This window comes from Mucilaginibacter sp. L196, from assembly GCF_009765905.1.
Lineage (GTDB): Bacteria > Bacteroidota > Bacteroidia > Sphingobacteriales > Sphingobacteriaceae > Mucilaginibacter.
This window is the reverse complement of the sequence record NZ_LMUO01000011.1, coordinates 91,406-105,428: the sequence shown is the minus strand read 5'-3', so window position 1 is coordinate 105,428 and position 14,023 is coordinate 91,406. Positions and strand designations below refer to the sequence as shown.

13 protein-coding genes are annotated in these 14,023 nt (G+C 40.8%); 8 read left to right on the top strand and 5 right to left on the bottom strand.

The features are described from left to right. Positions 1-225 precede the first annotated feature (225 nt). Genes GSQ74_RS07890 through GSQ74_RS07880 form a run of 3 tightly spaced genes read left to right on the top strand, consistent with a single transcriptional unit; the run spans position 226 to position 2,439 of the window. A complete protein-coding gene (locus tag GSQ74_RS07890) occupies positions 226-840 on the top strand; it encodes a DUF4142 domain-containing protein (RefSeq protein ID WP_158991950.1) in 615 nt (204 codons plus the stop codon). Positions 841-851: 11 nt separating this feature from the next. Next, entirely contained in the window at positions 852-1,868 is a 1,017-nt protein-coding gene (locus GSQ74_RS07885; RefSeq protein WP_158991948.1) for a Gfo/Idh/MocA family oxidoreductase, read from the top strand. Between the two features lie 55 nt (positions 1,869-1,923). Then, complete coding sequence (locus tag GSQ74_RS07880; protein ID WP_158991946.1) at positions 1,924-2,439, top strand: thioredoxin fold domain-containing protein; 516 nt, start codon at positions 1,924-1,926, stop codon at positions 2,437-2,439. Between the two features lie 175 nt (positions 2,440-2,614). Here GSQ74_RS07880 and GSQ74_RS07875 read toward each other — a convergent pair whose 3' ends face one another. After that, the gene (locus GSQ74_RS07875) at positions 2,615-2,752 is read right to left on the bottom strand and encodes a hypothetical protein (protein WP_158991944.1); all 138 of its coding nucleotides are present in this window, start codon (positions 2,750-2,752) and stop codon (positions 2,615-2,617) included. A gap of 295 nt (positions 2,753-3,047) precedes the next feature. Between GSQ74_RS07875 and GSQ74_RS07870 the strand changes: the two genes are divergently transcribed. Further along, complete coding sequence (locus GSQ74_RS07870) at positions 3,048-3,383, top strand: GIY-YIG nuclease family protein (protein ID WP_371724290.1); 336 nt, start codon at positions 3,048-3,050, stop codon at positions 3,381-3,383. Positions 3,384-3,456: 73 nt separating this feature from the next. On the opposite strand, the gene GSQ74_RS07865 is transcribed toward GSQ74_RS07870, so the two are convergent. The 4 genes from GSQ74_RS07865 to GSQ74_RS07850 form a co-directional block, all read right to left on the bottom strand. Beyond that, on the bottom strand, positions 3,457-3,720 hold the full coding sequence (locus GSQ74_RS07865) for a Type 1 glutamine amidotransferase-like domain-containing protein (RefSeq protein WP_216846703.1): 264 nt from the start codon (positions 3,718-3,720) through the stop codon (positions 3,457-3,459). 409 nt (positions 3,721-4,129) lie between these two features. After that, the gene (locus tag GSQ74_RS07860; RefSeq protein WP_158991940.1) at positions 4,130-5,095 is read right to left on the bottom strand and encodes a transglutaminase family protein; all 966 of its coding nucleotides are present in this window, start codon (positions 5,093-5,095) and stop codon (positions 4,130-4,132) included. Between the two features lie 42 nt (positions 5,096-5,137). Further along, positions 5,138-6,079: an alpha-E domain-containing protein gene (locus GSQ74_RS07855; protein ID WP_158991938.1), complete on the bottom strand. Its 942-nt coding sequence runs from the start codon at positions 6,077-6,079 to the stop codon at positions 5,138-5,140. 112 nt (positions 6,080-6,191) lie between these two features. Then, a complete protein-coding gene (locus GSQ74_RS07850) occupies positions 6,192-7,640 on the bottom strand; it encodes a circularly permuted type 2 ATP-grasp protein (RefSeq protein WP_158991936.1) in 1,449 nt (482 codons plus the stop codon). Positions 7,641-7,973: 333 nt separating this feature from the next. On the opposite strand from GSQ74_RS07850, the gene GSQ74_RS07845 reads away from it, so the two are divergent. The 4 genes from GSQ74_RS07845 to GSQ74_RS07830 all read left to right on the top strand — a co-directional run bounded on the left by GSQ74_RS07845 (position 7,974) and on the right by GSQ74_RS07830 (position 14,019). Beyond that, positions 7,974-10,775 carry a TonB-dependent receptor gene (locus GSQ74_RS07845; protein WP_158991934.1) on the top strand — a complete coding sequence of 934 codons (2,802 nt, stop codon included), beginning with the start codon at positions 7,974-7,976 and terminating at the stop codon, positions 10,773-10,775. 2 nt (positions 10,776-10,777) lie between these two features. Next, positions 10,778-11,545, top strand: a complete 768-nt coding sequence (locus GSQ74_RS07840) for a GLPGLI family protein (protein ID WP_158991932.1) — start codon at positions 10,778-10,780, stop codon at positions 11,543-11,545. A 153-nt stretch (positions 11,546-11,698) separates the two neighbouring features. Continuing rightward, the gene (locus GSQ74_RS07835) at positions 11,699-12,643 is read left to right on the top strand and encodes a GNAT family N-acetyltransferase (protein ID WP_158991930.1); all 945 of its coding nucleotides are present in this window, start codon (positions 11,699-11,701) and stop codon (positions 12,641-12,643) included. A gap of 203 nt (positions 12,644-12,846) precedes the next feature. Beyond that, on the top strand, positions 12,847-14,019 hold the full coding sequence (locus GSQ74_RS07830; protein WP_158991927.1) for a DUF5009 domain-containing protein: 1,173 nt from the start codon (positions 12,847-12,849) through the stop codon (positions 14,017-14,019). Positions 14,020-14,023 lie beyond the last annotated feature (4 nt).

Below are 14,023 nucleotides of genomic sequence, written 5' to 3'. Positions count from 1 at the left end.
TGTTCCTTTTTGTGCCCTCTTTGTCGCACAGCAAAAGAGAGGGCAGGTTGAGCGGCTGAGCGAAAACCGGGTGAGTCAACACGTCAATGCATTTTGCGCATTACTTTCCTGCCTTGACCCTATTCCGAACTTTCAAATAATTTAACATATATTAAGCCTCTGTTAACAGAATAAAACCTATCAAGATGAGTTATGTTGTTGTAAGCATAAGAATACCCCATTGCTATGAAAAACTTTAGGACTATTTTATTTATTTTATCGGTTGCCCTGGCAACGCAGGCTTGTAATCATTCAGCTAAAAGTGGCAACAACGGTGCCGATAATGACAGCGCCACTTCGGATACAATCGTAAGCCCGACAGAGGCCGCGCCGGATACTACCGCACCCCAAATTAACCTGGTAGTAGATCAGGAAGATTCATTATTCGCTGTAAAGGCAGCCGCAGGCAACCTTGCCGAAATTGAAATGGGCAACCTCGCCATAAAAAACGGTAAGAGTAAAAGGGTTAAAAACTTTGGGTTGATGATGGTTAAGGATCATGGCAAAGCCAATACCAAATTAATGGCGATGGCAACCGCTAAAAAGTTAACTTTACCTACAGAACCAGCTGCCGACGAACAAAAAATGCTGGCAGAACTGGCAAAAAAAACAGGCAACGATTTTGATAAGGCTTATGTAAATATGATGATAGAGGACCATAAAAATGATGTAAGCGATTTCACCACAGCCTCAACCAAAATACAAGACCCTGATATTAAGGCTTACGCCAAAAAAACATTACCCGTATTACAAAAACACCTTGATGCAATAACCGCCATACATGATAGTATGAGCCAATAAATAATATATACATGTCGAAACCTATTATAACAGGAATTATGGCTTACGGAATGTCCGGCAGGATATTTCACGCGCCATTTATAGCCACTAACCCCGCATTTAAATTGAAAGCAGTGGTAGAGCGCCACGAAAAGAAAGCCGCGAAAACGTATCCCGGCATCATCAGCTACAATGCTATTGATGACTTGCTGAATGATGACGAGATTGAGCTAATCATCGTAAATACACCCAACTACCTGCATTTTGAACATGCGGAGCAAGCCCTGCATGCGGGCAAACACGTGCTGATAGAAAAGCCCTGCGCCGCTACTGTTGCCGAGGTGAAGGAATTGTATGATTTAGGCCGCAAGCTCAACCGGCATGTAATGGTTTACCAAAACCGCCGTTACGACAGCGGTTTTTTATCTACCAAAGAACTAATAGAAAGTGGCAAGCTTGGCGAACTGATAGAAGTGCATTTTAGGTTGGATAGATACAAAGCAGCCATCGGACCAAAATTATTTAAAGAGAAGAAGGATATGCCTGCGGCGGGTTTGGTGTATGATCTTGGCGCGCATTTGGTGGATAACGCCATTAGTTTATTTGGTAAGCCCTTATCGTTTGATAGGGTGACCTCCATCCATCGCGAAGGCTCAGAAGTGCCGGATTATTTCAGCTATCGCCTGACTTACCCTAACCAGCTAAATGTGTATTTAACATCGAGCATGCTTACCGTTGAACCGCAGGCTGGTTTTGTGATTAATGGCACCGTGGGTAGTTTTATTAAAAATCGTACCGATGTACAGGAAGATCAGTTAGATAAAGGCATGTTGCCAACCAACCCGGCCTATGGTTTTGAACCCGAAAATAATGAGGGTAAACTGGTAACAATCGGCATTGACGGCACCAAAACAACAGAGATGATCCCCGGTAAAAAAGGCTGCTATGAACATATATTTGAGGCAGTACATCATACAATACGCCACAATGCGTTATTCCCTGTAACCGAAGAGCAGGTTGCCTGGCAAATTGAGTTGCTGGAAAATTAAAAATATCGTAAAATTGCTCTGCATATAAAACCCACACGTGAACAACATCAATCAAATGAAAAAAATATTAGTTTTTTTAAGCCTGATCATCATAGCAGGTTGCAGCCAGGCACAAGATGCCGCGGTAAAAAACCCATCACCAAATATTCAAAATATACCAGCGTTCCATATTTTAAGTAAAGACAGCGTTTACATTACCAACGCCAACCTAAAAAAGGGCAAAGCGGTAATGTTCGTTTATTTCTCGCCGGATTGCAGCCACTGTCAGCGCCTGATGTATGAATTGAAACCTCATATAACGGACTTTAAAAACATTCAGGTTGTGTTAGTGACCTTCACCCAAATTAACATGTTAAAAATGTTGAAGGAATTTCACCGCGATTACATTTTCGCCGCCCAACCTAACGTGCTGATGGGTACCGAATATCCTGACTATAAATTACAACGTTATTATTCTGTTGCTACTACTCCATACATTGCAATTTATGGTCGTAATGGTAAATTGGTTGAGGCTTTTGATAAAGTGCCTAAAATACCGGAGTTGATTGCTGCGGTGAAGAAAGCGGAATAACTGCTTTTTTATTTGTCATTCTGAGCGGAGCGAAGAATCTATCGATAGGCGCACCGCTTGCAAATTAGCGGATAGATGCTTCGTTCCTCAGCATGACAGGTTGGATAGGGTTCGCTTCTTTATTTGTCATTCTGAGCGGAGCGAAGAATCTATCGATAGGCTCACCGCTTGCAAATTAGCGGATAGATACTTCGTTCCTCAGCATGACAAGGTGGTTAGGGCTTGTCTCTTTTGTCATTCTGAACGCAGTGAAGAATCTATCGATAGGCTCAGCGCTTGCAGATAGGCGGATAGAGGCTTCGTTCCTCAGCATGACAGGTTGGATAGGGTTCGCTTCTTTTTTTGTCATTCTGAACGCAGTGAAGAATCTATCGATAGGCTCAGCGCTTGCAAATTAGCGGATAGATGTTTCGTTCCTCAGCATGACAGGGTGGTTAAGGTTTTCTCATTTTTGTCATTCTGAACAAAGCGAAGAATCTATCGATAGGCTCAGCGCTTGCAGATAGGCGGATAGAGGCTTCGTTCTTCAGCATGACAAGGTGAATAGGGTTCTCTCTTTTTATTGTCATTCTGAGCGGAGCGAAGAATCTATCCGCATTCTTACCAATATGCATTTAAGTACCATGCTCAATTATAACTTCTTCACATACATACTAACTAATTATAACCGGAAAGTTCTATATACCGGTGTAACGAACGATTTGGAGAGAAGATTAACCGAACATTATTTTGGTTCGGATAAGAATGATAGTTTCACAGCAAAATACCGATGTTTTAATTTGGTGTGGTATGAACGTCATCAATATATTCAACATGCCATTGAAAGGGAAAAAGAAATTAAGGGATGGACAAGAAGTCGGAAAAATATTTTAATTGAAGCGGAAAATCCTAATTGGGACTTTCTTAATTCTAAGATAATGGAATGGCCTCCTAAAAAACAATAGCATTTTCCCATAGAACGCGGATAGATGCTTCGTTCCTCAGAATGACAAGGTGGATGTTTAGATTGATCTGATATTAGGGAGTAAACAGTTTCCAATGTCCTTCGGAAACAACTTCAATATTATCGTCGGTTACTTTAATTGCGGGTTGATCATCAATCGCATATGATGGCACTGGTATCGTGGCAGCTAACTTTTGTATATTGTCCAGGGAATTCTCCGGGAACTGTTCATGATCCAAGTGCGGGTGTATTTCAAAATCAACCAGGTTCAGCGACTTATCGGTTTCGGCAGGCAGTGTATGGTTACCGAAGGTTGTTCCATAGCGGGTCATGATCATACTGCCGGCGCAACCGGTTTACCCAGGAGTTCAACGAGCGTGTTACGGATGCTTGAATTACTAATCCCGGCGGAGGTAAGAAGGAGTTTCATAGTCTATTTTTTTGTTTCATGCTGAAACAAATTCAGCGTAATAAGGTGATCAAATAAGTTTGAAAACAGTATTTTTCTGATTAAAACTCGTAAAAAAACATCAAAAAATGTTAAAAAAGACTCGTTTTTTGATGTTTTTGAGACCAAAAATGGCGTTTCTAGGGCGAAAAAGCGGCCAAATTAGCGTGTAATAATCGTGTTTTCAGTACTTTTTCGGGCGTTTATTGGCCTAAAAGTGTACCAAATGTACCATGTGTTCCACCTGTTTCGTGAAACAGTACAGGCAGATCTTGCTACTTGATACTAGCTACTAAATACTATTGTTGTTGCTGCTGCTGAACCATCTCCATATACCGCTGGTAGCTATTTTTGGATACCTCGGTAACCTGACTGGCGGTGGGCACTTCAATTATCTGTCTTTCATGGTTGTAGTAATTATCGTCTTCGTCAACTGTTACGGCAACTTGCAGCTTGTGCTTGGCAGCGCCTTTGTATACACCTTTCACCGGGGAGCAATCCGAAAAATTACGACCAACCGCTAAGCGCACATGCGATTCATTGGCGATGCAGTTATTGGTGGGATCGAGGCCTAGCCAACCGTAGTCGGGGATATAGGCTTCGGCCCAGGCGTGGGTGGCGCCTTCGCCGCGCATACCGTTTTGGCCAGTGCAGATGTAACCGCTTACATAACGGGCGGGAATGTTGATGATACGCAGCATCTCCATCAAAATATGAGCAAAATCCTGGCAAACACCTGATTTTATCTTCCAGATCTCATCCAACGTGGTATCAACCGTGGTAACACCTTTTATGTAGTCGAAGTTATCATATACGTACTGACAAAAGCGCAGTACAACCTGGTAAGGGGTATCATCCTTTGCTTTTTCGGCTTCCACAATGGCTTTTAGTTCACTTAATCCTTCGAAGTATTCCTGCTTCAGGAAATCAATATAAGGGACGATGCTTTGCAGGCGCTTCAGATCTTCCCACTGTTCGCCGGGGAAAATATCGTTAACAGGCAATAACCGATGTTTGGTATTAACCGTGATCTTTGAGCTGATGGTCATCTCCATGTGCGGCTCTACATAAGTAAAGCTGCCCACCTCGTTGCCATAATAATCAATATGCGTATCAACAAGCGGGCTGCCGGTAATTGTGATCTCCTGCTTTACCACATCCTGGTAATCATCATTTATTGGGTATAGGATAATCTGGTTTGCGCTATCGCGAACAGGGCTATCGTATATATACCGGGTTATATGTTTAATTTCTATTTCAGGCATCGTAATGTATTAAGATGGATATTAACCGAATGTTTTAATTAATCAGGAATGAGCAAAGTAATATTCGTTCAACCTGTTGGCTATACCATAAAGCTCGCTGCGGATCTGCGTTAAAAAGGTATGCAGCCCTTCCTCGCGTATACTCTTTACTGAGCTGTATTTTATCCTGCTTTGCAACCTGCCGATCCGGAACGACAGTTCACGGAAATCGTTGATATTGCTCTCGTTCTTCAACCGCTCAAAATACCGCTGAATGTTATTCACCGAATAAATTACCGAGCGGGGGAAATCGTTATTCAAGGCCACCTGTTCCAATACGTTTTCGGCCTCGAAGCCCTCGCGATAAGTTTTCAGGTAGAGTTCATACCCTCCTAATGATAGCAGCAAATGCTTCCAGTAAGTAGTATCTGTTAGCAGATCTGGGTTATCATCTATAGAACCAAATTTGGTATCCAGCAAATCCACGGATTGGATGGCGCGCTCAAGGTATTTGCCAATGTTCATAAAGCTGCGGCCTTCGCCACGCTCCATAGTGATCTCTACCGTACCGTAATATAGCATTACCTGCTTGATGAGAATATCCAGCACACCTATTGGATCTTCACGCTGTAAAGCTTTCTCTATTTTAGGGTCTTTGATGGTATGATAATACTCATTCAGGCACTGCCAAAGGTCCTTGGTGATATGCTCTTGAACACCGCGCGCATTTTCACGGGCGAGTGTAATTATATTTAATACCGAATTGGCGTTGGCCTTACCCGTAACCATAAATTTAAGTACAGCCCTGCTATCGGTATCTAAAGGTGCATGCCCTTCATCTTCCTCATCCAATCCCGCGTAAATCCTGATCACCGGCTCCCATGTAAATTCCTGCACAGCATCCTGCGATGAAGCGTAATTTATTTTGAGCATACGTAACATACCGTCGCTACGCTCAATGTAACGGCTTAACCAATAAAAACTTGCTGCTACCCTGCTTAACATATACTCTGTTTTAGAAGCCCCACCTAAATCCTCCCCGGTAGGGAGGACTTTAAATTGGGTTTATTATTCATACAAAAAAAGTCTCCCCTACCGGGGGAGATTTAGAGGGGGCTTACGCCAATACCCACGTATCCTTACTACCCCCACCCTGCGAGCTATTTACCACCAGTGATCCTTCCTTCAAAGCTACCCTTGTTAATCCACCCGGAACAATTTCTATCCCATCAGGGCCGTATAAAGCGTAAGGCCTTAAATCAATGCGTCTTGGCTGCAAAGAGCCCTGCATATAACATGGCGCTGCGGATAAACTGATGGTTGGTTGCGCGATAAAATTGCGTGGGTCTTTTAATATCTCTAATTTATATTCGTCAATTTCCTGTTCGGTTGCCGCATGGCCCATTAGCATGCCATAACCACCGCTGCCGTTGGTTTTTTTAACCACCATTGTATCCATGCTTTTAAAAACATGCTCACGCTCATCGGCATTACCTAACTGGAAAGTTGGTACATTCTTCAGTATGGGTTCTTCGTTCAGGTAATATCTTATCATATCCGGCACATAAGTATAAACCGCTTTATCATCGGCTACCCCATTGCCTATGGCATTTACAATAGCCACGTTTCCTTTGCGATAAGCACCCATAATGCCCGCCACACCCAGCATACTCCCGGGGTTAAACACCAGCGGATCAAGGTAATCATCATCAACCCTGCGGTAAATAACATCAACCTGTTGTAGGCCGGTGGTCGTTTTCATATATACCTTGTGATTGTTCACCACCAAATCACGCCCTTCAACCAGCTCAACACCCATTAAACGGGCAAGGGTGGTATGCTCAAAATATGCCGAGTTATAAATACCCGGGCTCAACAGCACAATAGTAGGATTGCTGATCTGTCTTGGCGATATGGCTAACAGATTCTTGTATAGTATTGTAGGATACTCCGTAACACTCCTAACCCCGCACTGCGGTAATAGATCGGGAAATAAACGCTTGGTTATCTCGCGATTCTCCAGCATGTAACTCACGCCGGATGGCGTGCGCAGGTTATCTTCCAAAACATAAAAAGTGCCGTCGTGATCGCGGATTAAATCAATACCTGAGATGTGGATATAAATATCATAAGGCACTTGCAACTTATACATCTCACGCAAAAAATGCGGACATGAGTAAATAATATCGATTGGAACGATGCCGTCCTTTACAATAAACTGATTGTTATAAACATCCTTCAAAAACAGGTTAAGCGCGGTTAAACGTTGCTTAATACCTTTCTCAACAAATGCCCATTCAGGAGCGGTGATGATGCGGGGGATAATATCAAAAGGAAATATCTTCTCAATTCCTTCGCCGCTATTATATACAGTAAAGGTTATACCCTGGCTCATGAACAGGCGCTTGGCTAATTCTTCTTTTTTATTGAGATCATCGGCAGATTCTTTAGAAATATATTCAATTACCTTACGATAATGCTCCCTTACCTCTGCATTTTGGCCATACATTTCATCCCAAACACCATTAATTGGGGAATATTCATTAAAATAAGCTGATTCTTGCATGAAAAATTACTTAGTGTGTAAAATATATTAACCAGTTATTTTAAAAACTGTAATTTATGAAGTGTTTTCGAAAAAAAGCTAATTATTTTTTAATTTTTATAAAATAATTCAATAAAAATAAAAAAATCACCCAATATTAAATGATTTTAGTAAATTATTGGCAATAATTATTGCACAAAAGGCGCACATTAATTATTTCCTTTTTAAGAAACTGCTTATCATCCCGGCTCAATTTTAACTACTACATTCACAAGCATTTAATTGTTAATAAACGTTAAATGTTTTGATACCTAAAAATTTAGTTATACTTTAGGTTTCACTATCAGACCTAAAATGAAATTCACAATTATTGCAGTCATTCTTTGTATGTGGGGCTTGTCATCGCAAGCGCAAAATTCATATTCCATAAAAGGCTCAGTTGCTGATTCGGCCGCAAATTCTAAATTAGCTAACAGCACCATAACGGTTTTAAACGCCAGGGACTCTATCCTCAAAGCGTTCACCTGGGCCGAAACCAACGGCAACTTCACCATAAACAACTTACCCAAGGGAAAATTTTTATTACTGATAACCTACCCGGGATATGCGGACTATGTGGACAATTTCACCATTGACTCTGCCCATACCGCTCACGATTTTGGAAAAATTGATATGATTTTGAGATCGCGCTTATTGGCCGATGTTATTGTAAAAGCAAAGGCAGCGGCTATAAAAATAAAAGGAGACACCACAGAATACAATGCCAAATCATTTGTAATACAGCCTAATGATAAGGTAGAGGACTTGTTAAAACAGCTCCCTGGCATACAAGTTGATAAGGATGGCAAAATCACTGCGCAAGGCGAAACAGTAACCAAGGTATTGGTTGATGGTGAAGAGTTTTTTGGAGATGACCCTACACTCGTAACCAAAAACATCCGTGCCGACATGGTTGATAAAGTACAGCTTTATGATAAAAAAAGCGACCAGGCTACTTTTACTGGTATTGATGATGGCAAAACCACAAAAACTATTAATATTAAACTCAAGGCCGATAAAAAGAACGGCGAGTTTGGCAAGGTAGATGCCAACGAGGGTACCGATGGCTACTACGAAGGACAATTGCAATACAATAAATTTAAAGAGAAGCAAAAATTCTCGCTTTACGGCACACTGGCTAATGATGGCAAGACCGGGCTTGGCTTTCAGGACAGCAACAACCTGGGTGTAAATAATAATGATATTCAGTTTGTTGATGGCGGAATATCAATTTCCAGTAACGGAGGCAACGATGCGCTCGATTCTTTTAATGGTTATTATGATGGTAAAGGTATACCCATAGCCCGATCAGGTGGTGTGCATTATGATGATAAGTTTGATAATGATAACCAATCCATCAATACAAACTATAAAATAGGATCGATTGATGTAAACGGAGCTACCAACACTACCAGCCAGCAAACATTGCCAACAGGAATTATTAATACCAAAAGCACCGAAAACTTTAACGATTATGCTTTTCGCCAGAAACTTGACGCTACCTATAAAATAAAGCTGGATACAACTTCCGACCTAAAAATCAGCGTAGATGGAACCTTTAAAAATTTCCATGTGAATAACAATTACTTCACAACTACTGCAGATTCTGCTAATAACAAAATAAACACAGATAAAAGGGATATTACCAATCACGGTAATCAGCAAATATTTGATGCTAGTGCTTTTTACACCAAAAAGTTTAAAAAGCCAAGGCGTACATTATCCTGGAGCCTCAGCGAGTCGTACAACAAAAGCACTACTGAGGGTTATTTAAACTCCGAGATTGATTATTTTAACCCAACCACCCAAAAAGTGGATAGCACCAACATTACCAATCAATACAAAACTACTAATACGGTGAGTTCGGTACTAAATAGTAATATCACCTACTCCGAACCGCTCACTACCAAAACATCTTTACTTTTTAACTATGGTTTTGCAGTAAACAACAGCACCAGCAACCGGGAGTCATTTAACCAGTCTGCACCAGGTGGTGAGTACAATGTTTTTGATAGCGCTAATAGCAACGATTATAAATTTAACCAGTTAACCAATCAGCTTGGTGCCATATATAATTATCAATATAAAAAAGCAACTTTAAACTTTGGCACCAAAGTTTCCGACGTTAATTTCACACAGGTTGATGAATACACCGGCGATATATTAAGCAGATCCTTTTTAAACTGGGCTCCGCAGGCTATGTTCATGTATAAATTCTCACAGTATAAGACTTTCAGGTTTAATTATAATGGAAATAATACCGAGCCAACTATTGACCAAATACAACCGGTTACAATAAATAACGATCCCTTAAATATCACCACAGGTAATCCGGGCCTTAAACCAGCTTTCAACAACAACCTGAGCATGTATTATAACTCATATCAAGTTGTGAGCGGCCAGCAGGTATTTATTAGGGCTACTTTTTCCAATACGTATAATGCAATTGCAAATAACACATCTTATAATGAATCTACAGGCGTAAACACCACCACTTACACCAATCTTAGTAACCAAAACCCATATAATTATAATATAAATGCATCGCTGGGCAAAAAAATCAGCCCTATTGATCTACAGGTTGGGTTAGACGCAAGTACTGCGGGCAGCATATCGTACAGTTATATTAACAGCCAGCTTGATATGGGCCGCAGCCATTCTTATTCCGCTGGGCTTTATTTCGATAAATACGTGCAGAAAAAATACGATTTTTACTTTTACGGCGGCCCCTCTTATACTTTTAGTAGCATGTCTTTACAGCCGCTTACCAATAACAATGCTGCCGGTTTTAATGGATACGGTCAATTTAATTTATACCTCCCGCTAAAATTTGGTGCCGGCTCAAGCGTTAACTATACATACAACGCGGCTACACAGGCATTCAGTGCGCAGCATTTGACTAAACTAAATGCTTATATTTTTAAAACATTCCTTAAGGAGGATAAACTTAAAATATCACTGTCGGCAAATGACCTCCTCAACCAAAACTTAAACTTTACCAGGGGTATATCGGGTAATACAACCACACAAACTAACACCACAGGCATCCGGAGATTTTTTATGCTTTCTGTAACCTGGGATTTCACAAAATTCGGTACAGTTAAATCAGCAAACTAATTATGAAAAGGATACTATTTTTAATTGCAGTTTTAATACAAGGGCTTAATCTTTTTGCACAGAATGCCCATTTTACTACATCGGGCACTATTGAGTATAACAAAACCAGTAATACTTATGCAATGCTAGAAAAGCAGATAAACCCAGAAAACGAAGCCTTCTTTCGGCCTTTTCTTGATGCTTATAAAAAAGCAAACCCACAATTCAAAACATTAAAAAGCACACTTACTTTTTCGGATGATAAAACCTTATTTACCCCTATCGAGCCAGATAATGCAGGTAGTGGATTTTTCAACTTCCCATTGGCTAATCAAAACAATACGGTTTATACTGATTTAAAAACAAGGACAACCACCAATCAGAAAATAGTATTTGAAGCTACCTTTTTGGTAAAGGATACAACCCGAAAAATTAAATGGAAGATAACCGGCGAGACCCGTGATGTTGCGGGCTACAGTTGTAGGCGCGCAAACGGCATCATGATGGATTCAATATATGTGGTTGCTTTTTATACAGAAAAAATACATGTTTCTGGCGGCCCAGAATCATTTAATGGTTTGCCGGGTATGATATTAGAAGTAGCTGTACCACACGAAAACATGCTATGGGTTGCAACCAAAGTAACCGATATACCTATTGCCGACAATGCCATTCAAGAGCCCAAAAAAGGCAAACTGACAACCAATGCCGGGCTAAAAACAACTTTATTAAGCCTAACCAAAAATTGGGGCGATAATGCCCAGTTTTATTTAAAAGGTTTTTTATTCTAAGATAATCCTAACCTCAATCACGCCAATGGAGAAGTATTTCTGGAATTAGAAATACTTCTCCATTGGCGCACACGATTCAACCCTTATTTTAATATATAATTTGCATTTATCAAATTACCTGAATACATTTACGTAATCAATTACGTAATCGATATGAATATTTACAATAAAACCGGCAAAATGGCCTTGGGTAGCAGGCTTCGTCGCTTAAGCGAGCTCATTACCGAGCAGGCTGGCAAGGTGTATGGTTTGTATGATATTGACATGCAGCCTAAATGGTTCCCAGTGTTTTATGCCCTGTCAACCGGTGAAGAAAAATCTATTACACAAATAGCAGTGGAAATTGGCCATTCCCATCCCTCTGTAAGTACTATTGTTAAAGAAATGATTAAAAAGGGCTTAGTAAAAGAAAGCCCAAACCAAAGCGATGCTCGTAAAAACTATGTAAAGCTAACAGCGCAGGGCCAAGCCATTACCGAAAAAATACAAGACCAATACAGCGATGTAAATGCAGCGATTGAAAATGCACTGCACGAAACCCAATACAACCTTTGGAAAGCGATTGAAGAATGGGAGTTTCTGCTGGAACAAAAGGATCTGTTGAAACGAGTTCAGGATGAAAAGAAAATCCGTGAAAGCAAAGATGTTAAAGTAGTACCCTATGAACCACAATACCACCACGCCTTTAAACGCCTGAACGAAGAGTGGATAACCCAGTATTTTAAAATGGAAGAGGCCGACCATAAATCGTTGGACCACGCGCAGGAATATATTTTGGATAAAGGTGGCTACATATTCATCGCCCTATATAAAGGCGAACCTGTTGGCGCTTGCGCATTACTAAAAACAAGCGGCAAAGTTTTCGAGCTGGCTAAAATGGCGGTTAGTCCGCTTGCCAAAGGCAAAGGGATCGGCCTGCTACTTGGGCACGCAGCAATCAAAAAAGCACGCAAAAAAGGAGCAAAGAAGCTTTATCTCGAAAGTAATACCATCCTTAAACCTGCCATCAACTTATATCATAAACTTGGTTTTAAAAAGATTAGCGGAGCACCCTCGCCATATGAACGCTGTAATATCCAGATGGAATTAGAACTTTGATTTTTTTTGTAACAAATGCTAATAAATTGATGTCATGTTAAAGAAAACACGCTATTTAGCCTATTATCAATCACTTGCAGGATTTATATAGTGGCCGTTTTCGTAAAGATGTTATAACCATCGATCTAATTTCTATCAGTAATTGGTATCTTTCAACTTTGTAAATACCGCCGGGGTATATACATAAATGATAATTAGCCAATATGACACAACTTCCAAAGCGCCTTTTATCTATTGATGTGCTTCGCGCGCTTACCATGCTATTAATGATATTTGTTAATGATGCAAGCAGTGTAGCTGGCATCCCTACCTGGCTCGACCACGCAAAGGAAACCGAGGACGCGCTTGGTTTTGCCGATACAATATTTCCCGCATTTTTACTTATCGCCGGCTTATCAATTCCACTGGCTATAAAAAGCCGAATCAGCAAAGGAGACTCAACATGGCAGGTACTATTCTACATCATCAGCCGTAGTGCCGCGCTGCTTATTATGGGCTTTTACCATGTAAACCTGGAGAGCTATAGCCCTGCAGCCATATTACCAAAGGCGGTGTGGGAAATACTGATCACGCTAAGTTTCTTTATAATATGGCTTGATTATCCTGAGACTATGGCGAAAGCTAAAAAGTATACCATAATGGGCTCTGGTTTGGCCTTATTAATTGCGCTAGCTGTAATATTTAAAGGCGGCGACCTTGCACACCCACACTGGATGCATACCTCCTGGTGGGGCATCCTGGGCATTATCGGCTGGTCTTATTTAATATGCGCGTTGGTTTATTACTTCTCAAAAGGTAAACTAACTACCCTAATTGTTATATGGGGATTGTTTGCAGCTATGAATATCGCGTCACACACATTCCTTGATCATGACTTCCTGCCGATAATTGGCGATTGCTCAGCAGTAGTTTTAACCATGGGTGGCGTGGTTACTATTGGATTATATGCCCATCTGGTAAAAATCGAGAAAACACAAAAGCTATGGATGCTTTTCGGAATAATAGGAATAGCTCTTATTGCAGGTGGTTTAATCATAAGGCCATATACCGAAGGCATTTCCAAAATACGCTCAACACCGGCATGGGTATTCATTAGCAGCGGGCTAACCATTTTAATGCTCGAGCTGTTTATTTATCTGGTTGACATCAAAGGAAAAATCAATTGGTTTAAAGCGATACGCCCCGCAGGTACAAGTACTTTAACCTGTTATCTTATCCCTTATTTCCAGATCGCTTTACTCGAATTGTTTAATGTTACCTACCCATCAGTATTTAACAGCGGCATAATTGGCCTGCTGCGCTCATTGGCTACCGCACTTATTATTATTTGGCTGGTCGGATTAATGGAAAAACGAAGATTACGCCTAAAAATATAATCAC